The 21821-nt window shown below is 69.4% G+C and carries 31 protein-coding genes; 25 read left to right on the top strand and 6 right to left on the bottom strand.

From position 1 onward, the window contains the following. Positions 1-72: 72 nt before the first annotated feature. The gene (locus tag AB0M59_RS38505) at positions 73-1110 is read left to right on the top strand and encodes an Lrp/AsnC family transcriptional regulator (RefSeq protein WP_364625357.1); all 1038 of its coding nucleotides are present in this window, start codon (positions 73-75) and stop codon (positions 1108-1110) included. Here the strand turns inward: AB0M59_RS38505 and AB0M59_RS38510 are convergent. Continuing rightward, a complete protein-coding gene (locus AB0M59_RS38510; protein ID WP_364625360.1) occupies positions 1075-2751 on the bottom strand; it encodes an AMP-binding protein in 1677 nt (558 codons plus the stop codon). The two genes, AB0M59_RS38505 and AB0M59_RS38510, sit on opposite strands and share 36 nt — an antisense overlap. A 116-nt stretch (positions 2752-2867) precedes the next feature. Between AB0M59_RS38510 and AB0M59_RS38515 the strand changes: the two genes are divergently transcribed. Further along, on the top strand, positions 2868-4025 hold the full coding sequence (locus AB0M59_RS38515) for an acyl-CoA dehydrogenase family protein (protein WP_364625363.1): 1158 nt from the start codon (positions 2868-2870) through the stop codon (positions 4023-4025). Between the two features lie 97 nt (positions 4026-4122). On the opposite strand, the gene AB0M59_RS38520 is transcribed toward AB0M59_RS38515, so the two are convergent. Both AB0M59_RS38520 and AB0M59_RS38525 read right to left on the bottom strand, forming a co-directional pair. Continuing rightward, entirely contained in the window at positions 4123-5376 is a 1254-nt protein-coding gene (locus AB0M59_RS38520; protein ID WP_364625366.1) for a tyrosine-type recombinase/integrase, read from the bottom strand. Positions 5377-5389: 13 nt separating this feature from the next. Then, a complete protein-coding gene (locus AB0M59_RS38525) occupies positions 5390-6670 on the bottom strand; it encodes a helix-turn-helix transcriptional regulator (protein ID WP_364625369.1) in 1281 nt (426 codons plus the stop codon). A 65-nt stretch (positions 6671-6735) separates the two neighbouring features. On the opposite strand from AB0M59_RS38525, the gene AB0M59_RS38530 reads away from it, so the two are divergent. The 12 genes from AB0M59_RS38530 (at position 6736) to AB0M59_RS38585 (ending at position 12399) form a co-directional block, all read left to right on the top strand. Beyond that, on the top strand, positions 6736-6984 hold the full coding sequence (locus AB0M59_RS38530; RefSeq protein ID WP_364625372.1) for a DNA-binding protein: 249 nt from the start codon (positions 6736-6738) through the stop codon (positions 6982-6984). Positions 6985-7007: 23 nt separating this feature from the next. Next, the gene (locus AB0M59_RS38535; RefSeq protein ID WP_364625375.1) at positions 7008-7187 is read left to right on the top strand and encodes a helix-turn-helix domain-containing protein; all 180 of its coding nucleotides are present in this window, start codon (positions 7008-7010) and stop codon (positions 7185-7187) included. A 119-nt stretch (positions 7188-7306) separates the two neighbouring features. Further along, the gene (locus AB0M59_RS38540; RefSeq protein WP_364625378.1) at positions 7307-7678 is read left to right on the top strand and encodes a hypothetical protein; all 372 of its coding nucleotides are present in this window, start codon (positions 7307-7309) and stop codon (positions 7676-7678) included. Further along, positions 7675-7944, top strand: a complete 270-nt coding sequence (locus AB0M59_RS38545; protein WP_364625381.1) for a hypothetical protein — start codon at positions 7675-7677, stop codon at positions 7942-7944. The genes AB0M59_RS38540 and AB0M59_RS38545 overlap by 4 nt, the downstream gene beginning before the upstream one ends. Further along, the gene (locus AB0M59_RS38550; RefSeq protein WP_364625384.1) at positions 7937-8449 is read left to right on the top strand and encodes a hypothetical protein; all 513 of its coding nucleotides are present in this window, start codon (positions 7937-7939) and stop codon (positions 8447-8449) included. The genes AB0M59_RS38545 and AB0M59_RS38550 overlap by 8 nt, the downstream gene beginning before the upstream one ends. Further along, positions 8442-8621: a hypothetical protein gene (locus AB0M59_RS38555; protein WP_364625387.1), complete on the top strand. Its 180-nt coding sequence runs from the start codon at positions 8442-8444 to the stop codon at positions 8619-8621. The genes AB0M59_RS38550 and AB0M59_RS38555 overlap by 8 nt, the downstream gene beginning before the upstream one ends. Next, positions 8618-9163, top strand: a complete 546-nt coding sequence (locus tag AB0M59_RS38560; protein WP_364625390.1) for a hypothetical protein — start codon at positions 8618-8620, stop codon at positions 9161-9163. Before AB0M59_RS38555 ends, AB0M59_RS38560 begins: the two co-directional genes overlap by 4 nt. After that, complete coding sequence (locus AB0M59_RS38565) at positions 9160-9363, top strand: hypothetical protein (protein ID WP_364625393.1); 204 nt, start codon at positions 9160-9162, stop codon at positions 9361-9363. Before AB0M59_RS38560 ends, AB0M59_RS38565 begins: the two co-directional genes overlap by 4 nt. Further along, entirely contained in the window at positions 9356-9676 is a 321-nt protein-coding gene (locus tag AB0M59_RS38570) for a hypothetical protein (RefSeq protein ID WP_364625396.1), read from the top strand. Before AB0M59_RS38565 ends, AB0M59_RS38570 begins: the two co-directional genes overlap by 8 nt. After that, positions 9669-9971 carry a hypothetical protein gene (locus AB0M59_RS38575; RefSeq protein WP_364625399.1) on the top strand — a complete coding sequence of 101 codons (303 nt, stop codon included), beginning with the start codon at positions 9669-9671 and terminating at the stop codon, positions 9969-9971. Before AB0M59_RS38570 ends, AB0M59_RS38575 begins: the two co-directional genes overlap by 8 nt. After that, on the top strand, positions 9971-11086 hold the full coding sequence (locus AB0M59_RS38580; RefSeq protein WP_364625402.1) for a hypothetical protein: 1116 nt from the start codon (positions 9971-9973) through the stop codon (positions 11084-11086). The genes AB0M59_RS38575 and AB0M59_RS38580 overlap by 1 nt, the downstream gene beginning before the upstream one ends. Further along, complete coding sequence (locus AB0M59_RS38585; protein ID WP_364625405.1) at positions 11083-12399, top strand: DnaB-like helicase C-terminal domain-containing protein; 1317 nt, start codon at positions 11083-11085, stop codon at positions 12397-12399. Before AB0M59_RS38580 ends, AB0M59_RS38585 begins: the two co-directional genes overlap by 4 nt. Position 12400: 1 nt before the next feature. Here AB0M59_RS38585 and AB0M59_RS38590 read toward each other — a convergent pair whose 3' ends face one another. From AB0M59_RS38590 to AB0M59_RS38600, 3 genes are all read right to left on the bottom strand, one after another. After that, positions 12401-12922, bottom strand: a complete 522-nt coding sequence (locus AB0M59_RS38590) for an excisionase family DNA-binding protein (RefSeq protein WP_364625408.1) — start codon at positions 12920-12922, stop codon at positions 12401-12403. Positions 12923-13111: 189 nt separating this feature from the next. Then, the gene (locus AB0M59_RS38595) at positions 13112-13696 is read right to left on the bottom strand and encodes a hypothetical protein (protein ID WP_364625410.1); all 585 of its coding nucleotides are present in this window, start codon (positions 13694-13696) and stop codon (positions 13112-13114) included. A gap of 11 nt (positions 13697-13707) precedes the next feature. Then, on the bottom strand, positions 13708-13917 hold the full coding sequence (locus tag AB0M59_RS38600) for a hypothetical protein (RefSeq protein ID WP_364625413.1): 210 nt from the start codon (positions 13915-13917) through the stop codon (positions 13708-13710). 201 nt (positions 13918-14118) lie between these two features. Here AB0M59_RS38600 and AB0M59_RS38605 point away from each other — a divergent pair, with 201 nt between their 5' ends. The 11 genes from AB0M59_RS38605 to AB0M59_RS38655 all read left to right on the top strand — a co-directional run bounded on the left by AB0M59_RS38605 (position 14119) and on the right by AB0M59_RS38655 (position 21796). Beyond that, positions 14119-14334, top strand: coding sequence for a helix-turn-helix domain-containing protein (locus tag AB0M59_RS38605; protein WP_364625416.1), 216 nt, complete (start codon positions 14119-14121; stop codon positions 14332-14334). Continuing rightward, positions 14327-14617 carry a hypothetical protein gene (locus AB0M59_RS38610; protein WP_364625419.1) on the top strand — a complete coding sequence of 97 codons (291 nt, stop codon included), beginning with the start codon at positions 14327-14329 and terminating at the stop codon, positions 14615-14617. Before AB0M59_RS38605 ends, AB0M59_RS38610 begins: the two co-directional genes overlap by 8 nt. 160 nt (positions 14618-14777) lie before the next feature. Further along, entirely contained in the window at positions 14778-15107 is a 330-nt protein-coding gene (locus AB0M59_RS38615; RefSeq protein WP_364625422.1) for a hypothetical protein, read from the top strand. Next, complete coding sequence (locus AB0M59_RS38620; RefSeq protein ID WP_364625425.1) at positions 15107-16675, top strand: terminase; 1569 nt, start codon at positions 15107-15109, stop codon at positions 16673-16675. Before AB0M59_RS38615 ends, AB0M59_RS38620 begins: the two co-directional genes overlap by 1 nt. 56 nt (positions 16676-16731) lie before the next feature. Further along, positions 16732-19812 carry a phage portal protein gene (locus AB0M59_RS38625; protein ID WP_364625428.1) on the top strand — a complete coding sequence of 1027 codons (3081 nt, stop codon included), beginning with the start codon at positions 16732-16734 and terminating at the stop codon, positions 19810-19812. After that, positions 19812-20015: a hypothetical protein gene (locus AB0M59_RS38630; protein WP_364625431.1), complete on the top strand. Its 204-nt coding sequence runs from the start codon at positions 19812-19814 to the stop codon at positions 20013-20015. The genes AB0M59_RS38625 and AB0M59_RS38630 overlap by 1 nt, the downstream gene beginning before the upstream one ends. After that, a complete protein-coding gene (locus AB0M59_RS38635) occupies positions 20012-20362 on the top strand; it encodes a phage head-tail connector protein (protein ID WP_364625434.1) in 351 nt (116 codons plus the stop codon). The genes AB0M59_RS38630 and AB0M59_RS38635 overlap by 4 nt, the downstream gene beginning before the upstream one ends. Further along, positions 20359-20718, top strand: a complete 360-nt coding sequence (locus AB0M59_RS38640) for a hypothetical protein (protein ID WP_364625437.1) — start codon at positions 20359-20361, stop codon at positions 20716-20718. Before AB0M59_RS38635 ends, AB0M59_RS38640 begins: the two co-directional genes overlap by 4 nt. Positions 20719-20730: 12 nt before the next feature. Beyond that, positions 20731-21144, top strand: a complete 414-nt coding sequence (locus tag AB0M59_RS38645) for a hypothetical protein (RefSeq protein WP_364625440.1) — start codon at positions 20731-20733, stop codon at positions 21142-21144. Positions 21145-21158: 14 nt separating this feature from the next. Next, positions 21159-21509, top strand: coding sequence for a hypothetical protein (locus tag AB0M59_RS38650; RefSeq protein WP_364625443.1), 351 nt, complete (start codon positions 21159-21161; stop codon positions 21507-21509). An 11-nt stretch (positions 21510-21520) separates the two neighbouring features. Further along, on the top strand, positions 21521-21796 hold the full coding sequence (locus AB0M59_RS38655) for a hypothetical protein (protein WP_364625446.1): 276 nt from the start codon (positions 21521-21523) through the stop codon (positions 21794-21796). Positions 21797-21821: the final 25 nt, after the last annotated feature.

Below are 21821 nucleotides of genomic sequence, written 5' to 3' on the forward strand. Positions count from 1 at the left end.
TGTCCGCCCGGCCGTCGACCGCGCCCGTCTGAAGAGCAACTTTGTAGGATTGCCTCGACGAGAGGAGGGTCGATGGCCGAATCCGTCGCTGTGCAGCCCGAGGATGTGCGTCTCATCCGTGCGCTCCAGGTCGCTCCGCGGGCCTCGTTCGCCTCGATCGCGGCCGCGCTCGGCGTCACCGAAAACGCGGTCGGGCGTCGCTACCGGCGGCTTCGCGCCGAAGGCGTCCTACGCGTCGCCGGCATCGTCGACCCGGGGGCGCTGGGCCAGAGCAAGTGGCTGGTGCGGCTGCGGTGCCGTCCCGGCAGCGTCGCGGCGATCGCCGACGCCCTCGCGAAGCGCGACGACGTCAGCTGGGTGGGGCTCTGCGCCGGGGGCTCCGAGATCGGGTTCGCGGTGCGGTCGCGGACCCGGGAACAGCGGGACGACCTGCTCGGCCAGCAGCTGCCGCGGACCGCGGCCGTCCTCGACATCCACGCGTCCGCGATGCTCCGCCAGTTCGTCGGCGGCCGCGGTCACTACTGGGCCGCGCTGCGGGGCACGCTGACTCCCGAACAGGAGTCGATGCTCGGGAACGAGGGGTCCCCGTTCACCGAAGCGCCGGTCGTGGCCCGCGAGCCCGTCCAGCTCACCGCCGAGGACGAAAAGCTGCTCGGCGTCCTGGCCGCGGACGGTCGCGCCGCCCTGGTCGACCTAGCCGCCGCGGCCGGCCTCACGCCCGGCCGCGCCTCACGCCGGTTGGAGACACTGATCCGGCTGCGCGTCGTCCACATCGACGTCGAGATCGCGGCCGAGGCGCTCGGCTACCACGCCCGGGCGCACCTCTGGCTGCGCGTGCACCCGTCGGCGGTCAAGGACGTCGGGCGCACGCTCGCGCAGAAGCCCGAGATCGCCTTCGCCGCGGCGGTTTCCGGGCCGCACAACGTCCACGCCGTCGCGCACTGCCGGGACTTCGACGAATTGTTCGAGTTCACGTCGGACCGGATCGGTTCGCTGCCCGGGTTGCAGAGCATGGAGGTCTCCCCGCTGCTCAAGCACGTCAAGCAGGCCGGCACGCTCCTGTCCGGCGACCGGCTAGCCGGGCAGCTCGCCGATCAGCTGCTGCCGTAGCTCCCGCTTGAGCACCTTCCCGGCGGCGGACACCGGGATCTGCTCGACCACGCGGATCTCCCGCAACCGCTTGTAGGGCGTCACTTTCTCGTTGACCGCGGCCATCAGCTCATCGGCGTCCAACGAGCCGCGGGGCACCACGAAGGCGACCGGCAGCTCGCCGACCTCGGTGTCGGGCCGGCCCACCACGGCCGCCGCCGCGACGCCGGGCATCGTGATCAGCAGCTCCTCCAGCTCACGCGGGAAGACGTTGTAGCCCTTGTACAGCAGCATGTCCTTCTTGCGGTCCACGATGGACAGGTAGCCGTCCGCGTCGAGGATGCCGACGTCGCCGGTGTGGAGCCAGCCGTCGACCAGGGCGGCCGCCGTCTCCTCCGGGCGGTTGCGGTAGCCGAGCATGATCTGCGGCCCGCGCAGGCAGACCTCGCCCTTCTCGCCCGCCGGGAGCGGGTCTTCGCCGCCCTCGGCGGGGACGACCTTGACCTCGGTGTCGAAGATCGGCACGCCGACCGAGCCGACCTTGCGCGTGCCCGAGCGGTACGTCGGGGAGATGACCGCGCCCATGGTCGCTTCGGTGAGGCCGTACCCCTCGGCGACGACCACGCCCGGGAACCGCTCGCGCAGCGCGTTGATCATCGCGTGGTTCATCGGCGCCGCGCCGGAGCCGATCGACTTCACCGACGACAGGTCCGCGGTCCGGAAGGCCGGCGTCGCGAGCAGCGCGGCGAACAACGCGGGCGCGCCGCCGATGCCGGTGATCCGCAGCCGTTCGGCGTCGGCGATGTAGGCGGCCGGGTCGAAGCGCGCGTGGAGCACGGTCGTGGTGCCGGCGAGGACGGCCGCGTTCAGCCCGCCGATGATGCCCATCGCGTGGAACCACGGGGTCAGGTTGATCGCGACGCCGGTGCCGAGCCGCGACGGCCACTCGTCCTCGCTGCCGATCTGGTCGATCGTGACGTCGCCGTGCTCGTCGAGCGCCGGCACCGAGCCGGTACCCCAGCACGCGTGCTGGAGGGTGTTGACCACGACGTTGCGGTGCGTCAGCCGCACGCCCTTCGACCGGCCGGTGGTGCCGCCGGTGTAGGCGAGGTGCGCGAGGTCCTCGAGGACCGCCGTGCCGGCGTCCGGCCGCTCCTCCGGCTGCCCGGCGTGGAACGCCTCGAACTCGACGGCGCCCTCGGGCAGGTCGGCGGTGGGGTTCACGACGACCGTCAGCCGTGCCGGGATCCGGTCGGCGACGCTGGCCAGCACCCCGGCGACCGGCCCGAACGTCACGACGGCGGCGGCCTCGCAGTCGGCGAGCTGGAAGGCGAGGTCGTCCGGCGGGAGCAGCGGGTTGGCCGGGCTGAAGGTCGCCCCGGCCAGCAACGTGCCGTAGTAGGCGATGGGGAAGGCCAGGCAGTTCGGCAGGTGCAGCGCCACGACGTCGCCGCGGCCCACGCCTTGTGCCCGCAGAGCGTGGGCGAAGCGGCAGGCCGCGCGATAGGTCTCGGCGAAGGTGAGGCTGCGGTCGTCGTGGACGAAGGCGGTCCGGTCACCCCAGCGGGCGGCGCCCGCGGCGATGATCGAACCGACGGGGACTTCGGGGTAGTCGAGGGAGGCGGGCAAACCGGGCGGCGTCGTCGGCGCGGTGAGCGGCATCACTCGACTGTACGAATTCTGCGGTCAACGACACAAGGACGAGGACGGCCGCAGTCAGTGAACGAGCGCTAACATCGACGGCACCCCTCCCGACGTTGTAGAGAAGGTGACCGGAAGTGACCGACGGCCTGTACCAGCTTGCCGAGGAGCACGAGGAGCTGCGGGCCGCGGTCCGGGCCCTGGCCGAGAAGGAGATCGCGCCGTACGCGGCGGAGGTCGACGAGAACGAGCGCTACCCGATCGAGGCGTACAACGCGCTGGTCAAGTCCGGGTTCAACGCCGTCCACATCGGCGAGGAGTACGACGGCCAGGGCGCGGACGCCGTGGGCGCCTGCATCGTGATCGAAGAGCTCGCGCGGGTCGACGCGTCGGCGTCGCTGATCCCGGCGGTGAACAAGCTCGGCACGCAGCCGATCATCCTGTCCGGTTCGGAGAGCGTGAAGAAGCTGGTGCTGCCCTCGATCGCGTCGGGCGAGGCTTCGGCGTCGTACGCGCTCTCGGAGCGCGAAGCGGGCTCGGACACGGCGTCGATGCGTGCGCGCGCCCGGCTCGACGGTGACCACTGGGTGCTCAACGGCACCAAGTGCTGGATCACCAACGCGGGCGAGTCGTCCTGGTACACGGTGATGGTCGTGACCGACCCGAACGCGGAGAAGAAGGCCAACGGCATCTCGGCGTTCGTCGTGCACAAGGACGACCCGGGCTTCTCGGTGGGCCCGAAGGAGAAGAAGCTCGGCATCAAGGGCTCCCCGACGCGCGAGATCTACTTCGAAAACTGCACGATCCCCGAGGACCGCATCATCGGCGAGCCGGGCACGGGCCTGAAGACGGCCCTGCGCACGCTCGACCACACCCGCCCGACGATCGGCGCGCAGGCGCTGGGCATCGCCCAGGGCGCGCTCGACGCGGCGATCGCGTACGTGAAGGACCGCAAGCAGTTCGGCAAGTCGATCTCGGAGTTCCAGGGCGTCCAGTTCATGCTGGCCGACATGGGCACGAAGATCGAGGCGGCCCGCCACCTGGTGTACGCCTCGGCGGCGGCCTCCGAGCGCGGCGACAAGCGCGCGGGCTTCATGGCCTCGGCGGCGAAGACGTACGCGTCCGACATCGCGATGGAGGTGACGACGGACGCGGTCCAGCTCTTCGGCGGCGCCGGCTACACCCGCGACTTCCCGGTGGAGCGCATGATGCGCGACGCGAAGATCACCCAGATCTACGAGGGCACGAACCAGATCCAGAAGGTCGTGATGGCTCGGGCCCTGCTGAAGGGCTGAGTTCGCGCAGGTCACGCCGTGTTTCGCGGGTAGTCACATCGGCTCCATCGGTTGGTTGTCGTTGGTCGTTACCGGTCGCCGTTCCGTCCATATTCCGTCAGCTGACGGCGCGCGGGCGGAACAGCCGCCGGTCGATCGCCTGCCGGGCGCGCTCGTGCGAGTCCGGCATCAGGTGGCTGTAGATCCGGAGCGTGAACGCCGGATCCTTGTGGCCGAGGTACTCGGACAGCTCCTTGATCGACACGCCGTCGGCGAGCATCACCGACGCGTAGTAGTGCCGTAGCTGGTGCGTACCCTCATGCCCGGTGGTCACGTACCGGCGCCGGCCGCGGTTGTCCTTCGTCGGCTTCGGGATCACCTGTGCGATGACGAGCGCCGGTTTCCAGGTGGTCTCCGAGTAGGCGCGGGACTTCAGGTGGCCGCCGTCGCGCCACCGGAACAGGACGTTGTGGGTGCGCAGCTCGCCGTTCGGCTTCTCCCACGGCAGGGTGAGCGGCTGGGGCGGGAACGCTGCGATGTGTGCGCGTAGGCCCGCCGCGATCGACGGCGGAAGCGGGACCTTGCGCGTCCGGTCGCTCTTCGGCAGGGCGAACACGTAGGACTTGCCCAGCTTCTTGATCTGCCTGCGGATGTGGAGCACGCCCTCGCCCTCGTCGATGTCCTCGACGGCGACCGCGAACACCTCACCTTCGCGGTGGCCGCACCCAGCCTGGACCGTCGGCATCATCCGCAGGTAGTCGGGATGGGCATCGATGAGCGCGAAGACCCTGCTGTCGCCCCAGGCTACGACCGGCTCGGCGTGCTCGTCCTCGGTCGTGATCTTCTTGACGATCGGTGCGCGGGCCGGGTTCTTCTTGATCAGCTCGTCGCCGTCGGGGCCGGCCAGGTCGAAGATCCCGATCAGAATCCGGCGGGCCGCGGCAACGGTGGACGGGCCGTGTGTCTCGCCGAGCTTCGTCTGAAACGCCTGTACCTCGGAAGGCTTGACCGCCTTCACCCGACGGTGGCCGAACGCTGGCTTGACGTGCAGCCGGTAGACGCCTTCGTCGTGGATCACCGTCGCCGGGTCGACCTTCCGGCTGCCGAACCAGCGCTGGGCGATGCTGTCGACGAGCTCGCGGCCGGCCTTCGGGTCGATGTACTCGCCGCGGTCGCGGGCGCTCTCCATGTCGCGCCAGTACTTGTCCGCCGGCGTCTTGTTCACGAACGCCTTGGTGCGTTCCTGCTCGTCCGGGTCGAGCCAGCAGGCGAGCCACCGCTTGCCCTTGCCCCACCGGGCGTTCGGCACGCGCTTCATCTTCCCGTCGGGCAGCTTCTCCGGCCGGGTCCACAGGTCTTTGGTGTAGCCCATTCCAGGATCCTCGCTATGCCTTGGGAGAAGGTGTCGTAGTGTCGACACCTTCGAGCTCACGCAGACGGTCTGTGACCAGTTTCAGCCTCATCATCGCGGCCCTGTAATCTTGTTCCGCTACCTCGTGGCGATCCTGGAGTGCCTCCCGATCGGCCTGAGTGTGAGCCTTGGCCATCTCGCTGCGTACTGCGTCAAATTCGGCGTATGCGCGCTCCTCGGCTGCGGTAGCGTGCTTCAAATCGTCTTGAGCTTGAAGAATCCGTGTTCGTGTGACTTGTTCGAGTGTTTCCTTGTTCGGTGCGCTAACTTCGACACGGTTGTTTGCAGCGTATCTTCCGGAGCGCCACTGCCTCTCAAGTGCATAGCGTGCATCCGTGATCGCCTCGTGAAGGGATTCGATGGCTGCCTGTCGTAATTCTTCCCTGTCGGTTGAAGTAACATCGGCGCTAACCTCCTCGACTCGAAGTATTGCTCTCGCTGCGCGGTCCCGCTGCGCTGCATACTCGATCAGATGGCCGCTTTGGAACCTATCTGGTGCGATCTCATTCGTTGGTGGGAGCCCTAGCTTTCGCAGGTGGAGTTCGAGGTTGGCGTTTATCCGATTCTCGGGGGCGGTTGTGGCGGCCTCGTTCATCTCGCGGGCAAGTTCGGACTTGTGATCTTGAAGCTCTCGTATTGTCAAGTTTGTCCGGCGCAAATCGGATTCAGCATCGCGTAGCTCTGCGTTAATGCGATCGAATTCCTCTCGCATCCGCTTTAGGGGTACTGGCTCGTGCGGAGTCGGCAATGACCAGAGCGCTTCCATCGGCAGCCTGAAAATGAATGCAAGCGCAAACACTTCGGAAACTCGAATTGGGCGCTTCCCGCTTTCGAGTTTGGCTATCGTGGTTTGATGCATCTTGAATCCAATTTCTTCAAGCTGCTCAGCTAAATCCTCCTGCGACCAGCCTCGATCTATGCGCAACTGCCGAATCTTGCCCGAAAGGACCTCTTCGAATTCGTCAAAGTCTTCGCGGGCAGGTTTCGCCTTGGAAACGCTCAGGGAAGGCTTCTCCCATTCCTTGCGGTACCGCGCTTCCGTGCCCAGCATGCCTTCATACGTGTAGTACGCGGCATCGAGTTCCTGTAGGAGTTGCTCTCTGGTGAACTTCTCGAGGATCTTTGGCGGGACGCGGCCGGTGATGTATGGCACACCTGCGTCGTGCCTCATGCCTTCGACGTAGCCCTCGTAGCCCTCTGTGAGCCAGTAGTCACGGTCGATGTCGTCCGGTGCCTTGTCATCCCTCTCCGTCATGGGACGACACGCTACCTGCTCCGGTGGCTTGAAATCTACTCGGCAGACGCATACGCTCCTGCGGCATGAGAACTAAGCGCATCGCGCAGGTGGCTCAGCCGCCAACCCTCGAAGAGATCAGACAGTGGCCTGCAACCGTGGACGTAGTCACCGCTGGCCGTCCCTTGGGGCTTGGCCGAAACGGTGCATATGACGCCGTGAAGACAGGCACCTTTCCGGTCCGGGTCCTCAAGATCGGGACTCGGTATCGGGTGGTCACCAGTGAGTTGATTGCGCTGCTCGATACGGGGTCAACCGCCGAGGTGATCACGTGACGGGCTTCGGTCAGCGTGACCGTATGGCCGACTACCTGACAACGGGCGAGGTCGCGGCCAGATATCGCACCGTTGACGCCACCGTCCGGTACTGGCGGATGACCGGCTACGGCCCCCGTGGCGTCAAGGTCGGGCGCCGCGTGCTCTACCCGCTCGCCGAGATCGAGAAGTTCGACCTCGAACTCGCGGAGCAGAGCGCGTGATCACCATGAAGACCACCCAGCAGAAGGACCGCCCGGCCGAACTTGCCGGTACCGCCGGACGGTCCATGAACACGAACTCAGGAGAGAACATGTCCAGCACACAGTGTGTCACACCGTCCGTGACCAGCGCAGAATCGAGGCGGTCGGTCGACATTCCCGAGGTTCGGGAGGCGCTGCTGGGCAACGACTTCGGGCAGACGCTTCTCACCGGATTCTTCCGCGGCGACGAGGCGCTGTTCCTGGAGGCGTCCGAGCTGATGTTCGAGCGGGTCGACGAGCTCGGCGGCGAGGACGCCTACTGGACGTGGTGCGACTCGCTGGTGCCCGCCAAGTACGCGGAGCACCCGGACCCGGGCACGCTCGGGATGCTGCTGGCGTATCAGTGGCTCATCCGCCGGGCGGACGGCTGGGACATGAACGCGACGCCCCAGACACCGCAGTCAGCCGCCGCGCACGCGCAGGCCGTCGCCATCCTGGACGGTGCGCTGTGACGGCCTCCACGGCCGCGCAGGCGGTGTCGACGAGCGACTTGGCCTCGCTCGTCGACCAGATCGAGGCGCTGATGCTGCAGGAGCCGCCGGACTGGCGTGGCGCGTTCCTGATCGCCGACGCCGCGTGCAAGCGGCTGAACGCGGACGAGGCTGCCCGGACCGGCCGCACGATCGCCGAGGTCGAGGCCGACGCGCGGGCGCGGCTGATCGAATCGTGCCGAGAGCTGTGGGCCGCCGAGGACGCCGTGGAGGCGGACCGTGCCTGACTTCGTTCCCCACAACGACGGCACGCTGCTGCCGTCCGAGGTGATCGCCCACCACGAGGCTGGCCACGCGGTCGCGGCGCTCGCCTTGGGTGTGAACTTCGACCAGGTCACCATCACGTCGGACCCAGAGCTGGGCATCTCCGGCGGCGTGATCCGGGAAGTCGATGACAACCCGCGCCGCAACGTGATCGTCGCCATGGCCGGTCCCGAAGCTGGGCGTCTGGAGCTGGAGCGGCTCATCGAGCGCGTGCCCGGCCGTCGGCTTGAGCTCGTCGGCGACTACCACGACGCGTGCGACCAAGACGACATCGACGCCGAGCTGGCATGCGTGGACGACCAGCAGCGCGCGGCCTGGACGGCGGAGGCTGTCGCGCTCGTCGGCACCCAGGTGGAGGCGATCGCGTGCATTGCGACGCTGCTCGTGACATCGCGAGAGGTGTCATACCTGCAGGCCAAGGCGGCTTTCGAGGCCGCACAAACTGTCGCGGAGGTGTCCGGTGTCTGACCAGGTTTTGTCCACTTCGGACGCGGCGGCCGCGACCCCCTCGGCGGCCGCCTCCGAGACGCCGGGCGAGTTCGACCTGGCGTTCCGGCTCGGCCGGATCGACGCCCTTCTGGAGCAGCTGCTGGACAAGGTCGAGCGGCTGGCCGACATCGAGCAGGAGGTCGGGCGATGACCGAGCTGTCGCTGTTCGATCAGCTGCCCGCCGACCCGGCGCCGCCGGTGTTCACCACGACGCGGCTCCGGCAGGTCGTCACGGCCTACCTCGCGCAGGCGCGAGCCGGGGTCATCACGCTCGACGACGCGCAGGCACGCATCGGTGCAGCGTTCGCCGACCTCGAGGCCCGGCGCGCGGCGGCGGCCGCCGTCCGGGACGCCGAGGTCACCCGGCCCACCGAGGGCCTCGTGACCGCCGATCCGCCGACGACCTCGGCGCGCGCGGCGCGGCTCGTCGCTCCGCGCACCGGCTCGCAGCGGGCGGTGATTCTGCGCTACGTCGTCGAGGCGCCGAACGGCGTCACGGACTACGAGACGAGCAGGGACCTGCAGCTGCTGCCGAACAGTGTGCGGCCCCGGCGCGGCGAGCTGGCCGAAGCCGGGTACGTCATCGATTCCACTCGGACTCGGCGTCACCGCGGGTCCGAGTGGGTCATCTGGGAAGCCACCGACGAGGCGCGTGCGTGGTACGGCCGGAACTTCGGGGCGGGGGCGGCATGAGCGACGGTGTGTTGATCTCCTGGCTGCTCGCGTTCCTTGCGATCGGCTGGACGGGTGGGGTGCTGGCCGGCCTGCGGGTCGGCCGCGCGAACCCGACGAAGAAGGCGCTGAAGGCGCACGACGAGGCCGTCGTGCGCGAGCTGATCACGCTGATCCGCCAGCGCCAGGCCGAGCGCGCCGAGGAGGACGACGATGCCTGAGTTCACGTACAAGACCGCGTCGGACTTCGCGCTGCACGCCAGGCACTTCAGGCGCCGCAACGGCACCGAGGTCATGGACGGCGCCGCGGTGGCCATCTGCTCCGGCGTCCCGGCCGCGGAGATCGCCCGGCGCATCGCGGCGAAGTCAGGACCGGTGATCACCGCCGAGGAAATCGACCGCGGGCAGGCCCGTACGGACCTGGTGCGGGTGAAGCTCGGCCGCGAGCCGTCGCTGTTCGACGTGCTCAGGGAGCTGGGCGACGAGTCGGCCGAAGCTGGCCTGCTCGGCACGCCCGGCGGCACCGGTGGCTGAGTCCGTTGTGGACGCCGTGCTGCAGGTGGTCGCGGTCGCTCGGGTGGACATCACCCGCGTGACCGCGGCCGCCCGCGCCGACGCCGAGAAGTACCGGGTCGCGGACTCGGCCCACGCCGAGCTGATGGCGACTCTCGCCGCGCTCGGCGACCTCCTCGACGCCGACCCAGACCCCGCCGAGTGCGCCGCGCTGTTGCAGCGCGTCGACGCGCTCGACCGGTCGGTGGACTACCAGGCCGGCCAGCGGTGGGTCCGCTGGTCCGTGCGAAACATGCTCTTGGAAAGGGTGGCGTGATGGCGCGCGAACACGCACGCATCTTGTGCCGCATCTGGCGGGACGCAGACTTCCGGGCCCTGACGGTGGACCAGCAGTGGCTTTTCGAGGCGCTGCTGTCGCAGCCCACGATCAGCAACGCCGGCGTGCTGGCGCTGACGCCGCGCCCATGGGCGCGGCTCGCCGAGGACATGACGCCCGAACGCGTCGAGGCCGCGCTGGCCGGGCTGGCCGCGAAGCGGTACGTCGTGCTCGACGAGGACACCGGCGAGCTGCTGGTGCGCACGTTCATGCGCAACGACGGCGTGTCCAGCAACGGCAAGGTGTTCAAGAACGCGCTGAAGGTGGCGCTGCAGGTGCAGTCCGAGGCGCTGCGCCGCGTGCTGGCCGCCGAGCTGCGCAAGGTCGGCACCGAGGACGCCCGTCAGGCCGCCGCCGAGCTGGACCCGGACACCGCCGTGGCGGAGATCGAGGCCACTTCGGCGACTGTCCAGAGTGGAAATTCCACATCGGACAGAATCGCCGATCAGAAAAAAAGTGAACGGCCGCAGAAAAGCTGCGGGGTAGGGGAAGGGGTAGGGGAAGGTGGTAAGTCACCTTCCGTTGTCGGTTCCGTTTCGTCCAACCGTCGCCGGTCGGACGCGATGAGCACCAAGGCGATCGACACGGCGTTCGGCGAGTTCTGGTCGGTCTACCCCCGACGCGAGGCGAAGAAGGGCGCACGGGCCAAGTTCGGCGCGGCGGTCAAGGCCGGCACCCCGGCGGCCACGATCACCGCGGGTGCCCGCCGGTACGCCGCGTACGTCGCCCAGGTCGGCCGCGAACGCGAGAAGATCAAGATCCCGACGACGTGGCTCCACAACGGGTGCTGGGACGACGAGCTGAACGGGCCCGTGGCCGCGCAGACGCCGAAACCGACCGGGGACCCCGCCGACTGGCTGCGGGAGCGCTGGCAGGCCGGTGACGCCACCGGAGTGGCCCGCGTGCTCGGCGAGCGCTACGACCGGCCGGACATCCCGGTCACCATCGACGGCAAGGACGCCATCGCCGCGTTCTTCCGCACCTCGGCCCGTGCCTGGATCGAGGACCACCGCGGCGCCGCGCTGGCGAAGCTGACCGGGAAGGCCGCGGCATGACCGACGACGACGTGCAATACCCGGCGCCGAACCTGGCCGCCGAGGCGCTGGCGCAGCTGCGCCCGGTCGCCGAAGAGGGCTACCTGATCAGCCTCCTGACCACGATCACCGCGCGTGAGCTCCGCGAGGAAGCCCTGGTGCGGGTCCAGCCGGCCGACTTCTCCGTGGCCGCGTACGGCGGCCTCTGGGAGACCGCACAGCAGCTCCACGGCGCGGGCAAGCCGGTCACCGCGCGCACCGTCGCCGCGGCCGCCGACACCGCCGGCGAGCTCGCCGAGCGCACGCTGGCCCGGTTCCTCGGCGCCGTCCCGAATCCGGCGGACTTCCCGCACGCGCTCGCCGAGGTCACGCGCTGCGGTGCGCTCCGGCGCGTCGTCGAGGCCACCGTGCGGATTCAGCAACGCACGATGGCCGCCACCGACGGCTCGGCCGCGCTCGCCGCCGCACACGAGGAGCTGGGCAAGCTCGACACCGCCGAACTCGGCCAGGACGAGCACACCCGGACCTTCCGGGACGTGCTCACCGAGCTGGACGCCGCGCTCCGGAGCCCGGAAACCTACCGGTACGTGCCGACGCCGTGGGACGAGCTGAACGAGCGGTTCTCCGGCGGGCTCCACATGGGTCGCATGATCATCGTCGGCGCGCGGCCCGGCGAAGGAAAGTCGATCGCCGCGCACCAGATCGCCGAGCACGCCGCGAGCCTCGGCCACCCCGCCGCGATCTTCTCCGTCGAGATGGGCTCGGTCGAGGTCGCCGGCCGGATCGTGTCCAACGGCGCCACCGTCGAAATGGGCGAGATCACCCGCCGTGAGCTGTCGGACCACTCGTGGCGCAACTTCCACGAGTACCGGGCCCGCGCGCAAGACTTCCCGCTCACGATCAACGAACGCCCGGACCTGACACTCGGCTACATCGCGGCGCAGTGCCGCGCGCTCAAGCGCCGCGGCGGCCTCGACGTGGTCGTGATCGACTACCTGCAGCTCCTCAACGGCGACCGCCGGATGCCGCGCGAACAGCAGGTATCGGCGATCTCCCGCGGGCTCAAGCAGCTCTCTCGCGAGCTCGACTGCGCGGTTGTCGTCCCGGCGCAGCTGAACCGCAACGCCGTCGCGCGCGGCAAGGCCGGCCTTTCGGACCTGCGCGAGTCCGGGAGCATCGAGCAGGACGCCGACGCCGTCATCCTGCTGGCCCGCCAGTACGACGACGAGGGCGAGCCCAACGGCATGCTGTCGATCGACATCGCGAAGAACCGCTTCGGCCGCATGGGCGAGCTCGAGCTGCCGTGGCGCCCCTACCTGTCCCGGATCGGATGATCTACCCGCGAAGAGTGCGGTTCCGGTGGTGCGTCACCGACCGGGGCGTCGCGCCCAACGCCGACACGTCGGCCAGACCCGGCGGAGGCGCCGGCGGCTGCGCATCCAGCGTGAGGAAGCGGTCCAGCTCGGCGTCCGGCACAGCGTAGGTCTGCCCAACCTTCACAGCGCCGAGCTGACCACTGCGAATCAGCCCCAAGACGGTGTCGTAACCGAGACCGGTGAGCTTGGCGACCTCCCGCGGTCGCCAGGCAACCCGCGGAGGCTGATTCGGGTCTCGCTGCCTCGATGAGCTCGCGGCCGGACGCGAGTTCGCCACCGCGACCATGAGGTCTCCGAGCGCCCGGCCTACCCGGGCAGCGGCTGCCCGGATCTCGGCGTCATCCAACCCGGTCGCCCTGAGCGCGACGCCTCCGCGCCTCGACGCCCTTCCGCGACAGCTGGGTAAACCACAACCGACGGGCGTACTCGGCGCGCTTGGCTCGTTCGGCTGGTTCGAGCACGCCGTCAGGATCCACCTCATGCTCGAAGCGGTCGGCAGCAGCAGCTCGAGCTGCTGAAGTCATCTCGGTCCGGTCCTCGCAGGCAAGACGGGTCAGTATCCCCAGCCGGCCTGCCCGCGAACGTTCCTCAGGAGTCACGAACCAGTCGTAGCCGATTCGCGCAGACGGCGCCGCTCAACTACGCCATGATCAACCGTTAGAGCCCGGCGTTAACCGACCGGTTCTCCGGGGCGCTCGTTCCACGTGCGGTTCAGCCGATGGTTCGTCTCGGACAGCAGCAGGGTGCTAAGCGCTTCCTGGGGCGAGCAACACAGCTTCGCGTCGAACCCGATGCACCATTCGACGGCCTTCTCGAAGGTGAGCCGAGGGGTCGGCTGGTGCGCCTTCATGTTGGGCGCGATGTGGAGATGGGGGTAGTCGACAGGGCTACGTCCGTTCGGATGCCAGTCCATTCGCCAAAGATCATTTCCAGCTACGCCACGCTTCGGCTTCTCCTCAAGGCCGTAGCTGTACCCGCGGGTAGTAACCCGGTATGGCTTGCCATACTTCGCGGGGTCAGCCTCGATCACTTCGAAGTGCATCGCAGCGCGGAAGATCCCGATGTCGCCGCCGTCATTGCTACGCAGCGGCATCCCTGCTTCACCGTTCAGTGACCACATGTAGATCTGGCCGACCCGATATAGCCCCTTCTTGCCGAGCACGAGCAGCTTGCTGAACCCGTCGAGGACCGCTGCTGCATCCTCAAGTGGATCAAGGAACTCGTGAACTGCTTCGTTCGGTTCGTGACCGGGCATTAGTCGAAGCCTCAGCGAACGGCAGGCAGGTACATCCAGACGCTCAAGAGTCCCGGTACGTCGTCCTGGTTGAGGTCATCCCACTCGCCCGCGTCCAAGCGCTCCAGAAACTCGGCGCCTGAGATGCCCATCTCGCGCCGGGCCACGCGGTCGAACATCGCTGCGGACTCGGTGTCGGTCAGCTCGACCACGCCCACCGAGCGAGTAGCGCTCCTGGTCATGCTCGCCTCCCGTCCCATACGTCCATCATGCAGACCGGACCGACAGTTCTATACCGCCAGGCAGCTGTCCTGTTACCAGCGTCACTCGATCGTTGCAGTCGATCTACTCGCGCTGGCTGCCGAACTTCCAAGGTACCTGCTAGTCACACGCCGCGCCGATCACCTAACTGTCTTACGTGGTTAGACGGTTAGAATGCGTGCATGGCGAACGACACGACCGGTGTCGGCCGGCACCTGCGGATGCTGCGCGAGCAGGCTGGCCTCACGCAGACCGAGGCGGCGCACCGCGCCGGCCTGACCCGCGAGGCCGTGTGCGCCATCGACAACGGGCGCCACGACCCGCGCATGTCGACCATCCGCCGCTACTGCGACGCCATCGGCGCGCGCGTCTACATCGGACTCGGCGGCGATGGCTGACCACCAGCGCCCCGGCGACACCACCCGCAAGGGCTACGGCGCCCGGCACCAGCAGCTACGCGCACAGCTCGCCCCCACCGTGGCGCTCGGCACCGTGCCGTGCGCACGCTGCGGCTACCTCATCGCACCCGGCGAACCCTGGGACCTCGGCCACGTCGACGGCACCAACAAGCGGGAGTACTCCGGGCCCGAACACCGCACCTGCAACCGAGCCGCCGGCGCCGCCGCCCGCGAGACCGCGCGCATGGCCGACCCTGCCCCCCGACCGATGACCAGGTGGTGACCATGCCCGCGACACGTCGACCCGCAAAAGCCTCTGACCTGCGGAAATGCGGAAACACAGTGGACAGTGCCTCTGACCTGCGGTTTTTCCCGGACCCCCCTGGCCGGTTGATCCACGTCCCCGTCATCTTCTCTCTCCCCGGGCTCTGCGGGGACCCGCGGTGACCGGCGCGGGCGCCCTGGCCGACCCCGGCGACGTGCTGGGCGCCATCCGGGTCGCGCTGGCCGAGCTTGACTTGGACGGGGAGGACCAGGCCGCGATCGCGCTTGCCTTGCGTCTCGGGGCGGCGATCGACGCCGAGGAGTCCGGGCGGACGCTGGCCGAGCTGGCGGGCAAGCTGCTGGCGGTGCTGACCGAACTCGGCGCGACGCCGGCGGCCCGGAAATCCATCGTGCCCCAGGCCGCGCCGACGGCCCGCTCGGCGGCGCAGCTGGCCAAGGACGAGCTGAAGGCGCGTCGCGTCGCCCGGCAGACGGACGGAACCGGCTGATGAGCGCGGCGGAGGTGTCGCAGGCCGGTGCGGTGCTGGGCTCGACGCTGCCGCGGATCTGGACGCGACCGCTGATCGAGGGGCCGCCCGGTCCGTGCGGATGCGGGTGCGCGCTGACGCCCGAGACCTCGTACGGGTTCGAGGTCGAGGACTTCGCCCGGGACACGCTCGAGCGGCCGCTGGACCCGTGGCAGCGGTGGGCGGCGATCCACGCCGGCGAGCTACTGCCGGACGGCCGGCCACGGTTCCGCGTGCTGCTGATCCTGGTCGCCCGCCAGCAGGGCAAGACCGAGCTATTGGTCATCCTGGTGCTCTTCTGGATGTTCATCGAAGAGCGACGCCTGGTGCTCGGCACAAGCACGAACCTCGACTACGCGCGCGAGTCCTGGGAGAAGGCTGTCGAGCTGGCTGAAGGTTCCGACGCGCTAGCCGAGGACATCCCGGTGAACGGCGTCCGCCGCGCGAACGGCGAGCAGACGCTGCGCACGATCTACAAAACGCGGTACAAGATCGCCGCGTCGAACCGCAAGGGCGGCCGGTCGCTCACGATCGACCGGTTGATCCTCGACGAGCTGCGCGAACACCACGACTGGACGGCGTGGAACGCCGCGGTGCCGGCGACGAACGCGGTGCCGGACGCGCAGGTCTGGGCGATCAGCAACCAGGGTGATCACCGGTCGGTGGTACTGGACTCGCTGCGCGCCTCGGCGATGCAGTTCATCGAGACCGGCGAGGGGGACCGGCGGCTCGGCCTGCTGGAGTGGAGCGCTCCGCTCGGATCCAAGCCGACCGACGTGCGCGCGCTGGCGATGGCCAACCCCAACCTGGGCCGCCGCACCGAGGCCGACTCGCTGCTGGGCGACGCCCTGCGCGCCGAGAAGGCCGGCGGCGAGGAGCTGGCCGGGTTTCTCACCGAGATCCTGTGCATCAAGGTGCCGATGCTCGACCCGGCCGTGGACGCCGGCGCATGGGCCGACTGCGCGGACCCGGGCACCCTCGACGACGTGCGCGGCCGGGTCGCGGCCGCGGTCGACGTGTCGCTGGACGGCAAGCACGCCACGCTCGTCGCGGCCGCGTTGCTTCCGGACGGGCGAGTGCGCATCGAGGTCGTGCGCCGCTGGGAAGGGCCGAACGCCACGCAGCAGCTGCGCCGCGAGCTGCCGCCCCTGGTGGCGAAGATGAAGCCGCGCAAGCTCGGGTGGTTTCCTCTCGGCCCGGCCGCCGCCGTCGCCGCCGAGCTGGCGGACCGCAAGCAGGGTCCGCGCGCCGCGTGGCCGCCGCGCGGGACCGAGGTCGACGAGCTGCGCAAGGACGGCGCTTCGATTTGCATGGGCTTCGCCGAGATGATCGGCGGACGCGAGATCGCCCACTCCGACGACGAGCTGCTGACCGCGCACGTGACGAGCGCGGAGCGGGCCCGCCAGGGCGACGCCTGGCGCTTCACCCGTAAGGGCGCCGGACACTGCGATGCGGCGTACGCCGCGGCCGGCGCCGTGCACCTGGCGCGCACCCTCCCGCCGCCAGCGGCTCGGCCGCTCGTGGTGGTAGCGCGCCCCCGTAGTGAGTAGCCCACACCAACGCTCGAATGATGACGGTATCCAGATACCGACCGTATCTTGATCGTGTGGGACTGCTGCGGGACATCTTCACGTGGGGCGCTGGCCCCGCGCCCGCACCCGAGCGCGTCCGCGCCCAGGCCGACCCCGTGGACACTCCCCGCTGGGCCCGGCCGCTCAACTTCACCCTCGACATCCCGCCGGAGATGGCCGCCGGCGGCCCACTGTCGGACGGGCTGCTCTCCACCCGAGTGTCGCGCCGCATGGCCATGTCGGTGCCGGCCGTGAAGCGGGCCCGTGACCTGATCTGCGGCACCCTCGGCGCGCTGCCCCTACAGACCCACGCACCGACGCGTGCGGTGGTCGAGGACACGTACACGCTGCTGCTGCAGCCCGAACCGGACGTAGCGCGGTCAATCACCATGACCCGCACCATCGAGGATCTGCTGTTCGAGGGCGTGGCCTGGTGGCGGGTGTTGGAGTTCGGCTGGCACGGCTACCCGACCAAGATCCGCAAGCTCGACGCACGCACGGTCAACGTCCAGGAGGACTCCAAGGTCTACGTCTCCTCGACGACCGGCCGGCCGCAGGGCTCGGCGTGGGAGTACGTCCCGGACGCCGAGCTGATCCGCATCGACGCGCCGAGCGACCCGCTGCTGGTCGCCGGCGCCCGCGCGATCCGCATCGCGCTGATGCTCGACGCCGCCGCGTCGCGGTCTGCGTCGGACCCGTTGCCGCTGGGCTACTTCTCGCCCGCCGACGGGATGACCGACCCCACCCCCGACGAGGTCCAGGACATCCTCAACGAGTGGGCCAAGGCCAACCAGGAACGCGCCTGGGGCTACGTCGGCGCCGCGCTCAAGGCGAACACCCTGCAGTGGTCGCCCGAGCAGCTGCAGCTCGCATCCTCGCGTGACTACGCCGTTCTGGAGATCTCCCGACTCACAGGGCTGGACCCGGAAGACCTCGGCGTGTCCACCACCTCGCGCACCTACGCCAACGCCGAGCAGCGGCGCCTCGACCTCATCGACTTCACGCTGCGCGCCTACGCCGCGGCGATCGAGGACCGCATGTCGATGAACGACGTGCTGCCGCGGGGTTACCTGGCCCGCTACGAGTACGCCCATTTCCTCAAGTCGGACACCTTGACCCGGATGCAGGCGTACAAGGCTGGCCGCGAGGTCGGTGTCTACAACGACGAACGGATCGCCCGGCTGGAGAACATCCCCACCGCGACCGTCCCCAAGCCCCCGGCGCCGGCGCTTCCCCCGACTCCGCCGACGCCGGGCACCAAAGCCCAGGAGACCCCCGTGTCCGCTGCACTGCCCTTCCCCACGGTCCGGTTCGCCGACGACAACCCCGGCACCCTGACGCTCGGTTTCGCCGCCGACCCGTCCGCCGCCGAGTTCAAAGTGGACAGCGCGAAGCGGACGGTCTCCGGCACGGCGGTGCCCTGGGGCGCGGTCGCGCGCTCGGGTGGCCGGAAGTGGAAGTTCGCCAAGGATTCGCTGCACTGGGGCGGCGACTCCACCCGCGTGAAGCTCAACCGCGATCACGACCGCTACCAGTCCTTCGGCTACGCCTCGACCCTCGCCAGCACCGACGCCGGCCTGGCCGCCGCGTTCCGCATCGGCCGCGGCCCCGACGGTGACTCGATGCTCGCCCTGGCCGAGGACCACGTCTACGACGGGTTCTCCATCGAAGTCGACTTCGAGCAGGGCGACGGCTGGGAGCCCGACCCCACCGACGAAACCGTGTGCCTGGTCTACAGCGCCACGCTGCGCGCGGTCGCCCTGACCGCCATGCCTGCCTTCGACGGCGCGCGAGTCGCGTCCGTCGCCGCCACCCGAGAGAAGAAGGAACCCACCATGACCGCACCCACGGCCGAGCCGCAGACCACCGCCCCGCCGGCCGCGGGCGCGGCACCCGACTTCGCGGCGTTCACCGCCGGCCTGTCCGAGGCGATCGGCTCGGCCGTCGCCGAGGCGTTCGCCAAGCTCCCCGCGCCGCAGGGCCGGGAAGTCATCCCCGCCGGGCATGCTGCCACGGTCACCAGCGAACCGCTGGTGTACCAGATGGACGGTCACGGTCCGTCGATGATCAAGGACGCGTGGAAGTCCCGCACCGAGGGCGACGTGGACGCCCGGTCGCGGCTGGAGAAGTTCTCCCTGCAGCTGACCGACGCGCAGCGCCGCGCCTCGCACCAGGCGACTTCGGCCGTGTTCGCCGGCGCGACCACGAGCAACGCCGCGGCCGTGATCCCGCCGGGCTACCGCCCGGACCTCTACGTCACGCAGCTGCTGCAGGGCCGGCCGCTGTGGGGCTCGGTCTCCCGCGGCTCGCTGTCGGACGCGACGCCGTTCACCATTCCGGCGTACACCTCGAGCTCGGGCATGGCGGGCAACCACACCGAGGGCACGAACCCGACCTCGGGCACGCTGACCATCGGCACCAAGACCGTCACCCCGAACGCCGTCTCCGGTCTGTTCACCATCACCCGCGAGATCGCCGACAGCTCGAACCCGGCGATCGACGCCATCGCCACGCAGGCGATGTCCGAGGCGTACTCGCAGAACGCCGAGGCGAAGCTGTACGCCGAGCTGAACGGCTCGAACGGCCAGGGCGGCACCATCACCACGGGCCAGGTCCCGTCCGGTGCGTGGGTGTACACCTCCACTGGCGGCTCGGCCGCGGCCGGCACCTACGGCGGCGAGAAGCTGCTGGCCGCCGAGCGCGCGGTGCTGGCGCAGTTCCCGTTCCACCGCTTCGCGGCGCCGACCGTGGCGCACCTCTCGCAGGAAGGCACCACCGGCTACGCCACGGCGGTCGACAGCAACGGCCGCCCACTGCTGCCGAGCATCGGCGCGCAGAACTCCGCCGGTGTCGGCAACGCGATCACGCAGGGCTGGTTCGTCGACGGCCTCCCGAACCTGCCCACCTGGTCGATGAGCGGCAACGCGGCGGGTGACGCCGACGTACTGATCTTCAACCGCAACGACGTGTGGGCGTGGGAGTCGCCGCTGCTGACGTTCCGCTTCGAAGAGCGCGGCGGCCCGGCGAACATCGACCTGGCGCTGTTCGGCTACGTCGCGGTGCGCCTCTTGCGCCCGACCGGCCTGCACGCCATCCGTCACACGGTCGGTGCCTGATGGCAGGCGCGACCCGACAGACCCCGACGAAAGGCACGGCTGCCAAGGACGCCGAGGCGGCCGACGCCGCCGCGGTCGAGGGCAGCGACACGACCACCGACTACACCCGCCGCGCAGGTGGCTGGGTGCTGACCGATCGCGGCTGGGTCATCGAGGACCAGGCCGCCGACGAGGCTGCGGCCGACGGAGGCGACGAGGCATGACGACGACGTGGCCCCCGCCGCTCGAGGACCTGAAGGCGGACATGAACGTCCCGGACAACCAGGACGACGCTCTGCTGCAGGCGAACCTCGACGCAGCGGTGGCTTTCGTCGAGCGTGTGCGCTCCGACGTGGACTACGGCAACTTCCCGTTGCCGGGCGCGAAGCTGCCGTCTGCCGACCTCGCGCTCGGCACGATCCGGCTGGCCGCCCGGTGGTTCACCCGCAAGCGCTCTCCCGAGGCGCTGGTGGACATGGGCGAGCTGGGCACGGCGCGCATCCCGTCGTTTGACGCCGACATCGACCGGCTGCTCCGCATCGGCCGCTCCGCAAGGGCGATCGTCGGATGACCAGCATCCAGGACGCCGCCGCCGCGCTCGTCGCAGCCCTGTCCATCGTGGACAAGCTGCGCGTCTATCAGGATCCCGGCGCCACAGTGCAGGGCGTCGGCGCGATCATCGGCCCCCCGTCGGTGACGTGGGGCAGCTACGGCAGTTCCGTGCCAACGGAGGCGTCGTTCGTCGTGCACCTGGTGGTCCCGTTCGACCAGTACGCCACCGCCCGGCTCTACGAGCTCGTCGAGCCGGTGGTGGCCGCGATCGAGGCTGACCCACTGTTCACGGTCGCCTCGGCATCCCCGGGCCTGCTGCCGCAGGGCGGGACACAGCTCCCCACGTACGCCCTCACGGTCGACGTGGGTTTGTAGAAGGAGGAACCGATGAGCGCTCTCACCGCTCGGCGGCTCAAGCTGCTGCAGCTCACGATCGGCACGGTGTCGGTCGAGTGCCAGCTGTCGAGCTGGACTCTCGATCCCGGCGTGCAGGACGGTGACCGGCTGTACAGCTACTGCCCGGACGGCGTCGCGGTCGCCGAAACCGACGCCGAGCCCACGCTGCAGGTGAAGACCTACAGCAAGTGGACCGCGGGCGGGTTCGAGGACTTCCTGTGGAACAACCGCGGCGTGGTCGTGGACTTCCAGCTCGACCACCACCCGGACATCGCGCTCGAGCACGTGCGGTGGACCGGGCAGGTCCTGATTCAGCCGGCGCCGGTCGGTGGCGACCGGGGCGACCAGGAGATGACCGAGATCACGTTCATGTGCGTCGGTGACCCCGACTTCTCGCGGCCGTAAGGAGAACCACTGTCATGGCTCGTCAGTCCGTCACCACACAGCTGGTCAGTCGCACCGGCACGATCCCGACCGCGGCGTCCCCGAACGCCGAGGGCGACATCGTCGACACCGGCGCGTCGGTGTTCCTGCTGCTGTCCAACACAGGTGCCTCGCCCGCGTCCGCCACCGTGGTCTCGCAGGCCACGTTCGACGGCCTGGCCGTCGACGACCTGGTGATCGCGCTCGCGGCCGGCGTCACGCGCGTCGTCGGCCCGATCTCGTCGGGCACGTTCGCCTTCCCCGACGGCGATGCGAACGCTGGCCGGGCGTTCGTGAACTACACCGGCACCCCGGCCGACATCAAGCGTTCCGTTCTGTCCTACTAGGAGAGTCGTACATGATCACGCTGCAGATCAACGGAGACAGCGGGTTCGACGCCGAGGTGGTCGTCAAGCCGCGGCACTTCCTGCTGTTCGAGCGGGCGACCGGCATCAAGTTCTCGGACTTCGAGGACGGCGTGTCGATGGAAACCCTGTACCGGCTCGCTCACCTGGTGATGCAGATGCTGCACCACAAGGAAACACCGGTGAAGCTGGAGGAGTTCGAGCAGACGTTCGACGTGCTGCCGGTCGGTGACGAGGAGCCGCCGGGCCCTACCCCCGCGGCTCCCTGAGCTACACGGTCCTCGGGATCGCTGT

The organism is Amycolatopsis sp. NPDC051371, assembly GCF_040682155.1.
Classification (GTDB): Bacteria; Actinomycetota; Actinomycetes; order Mycobacteriales; family Pseudonocardiaceae; genus Amycolatopsis.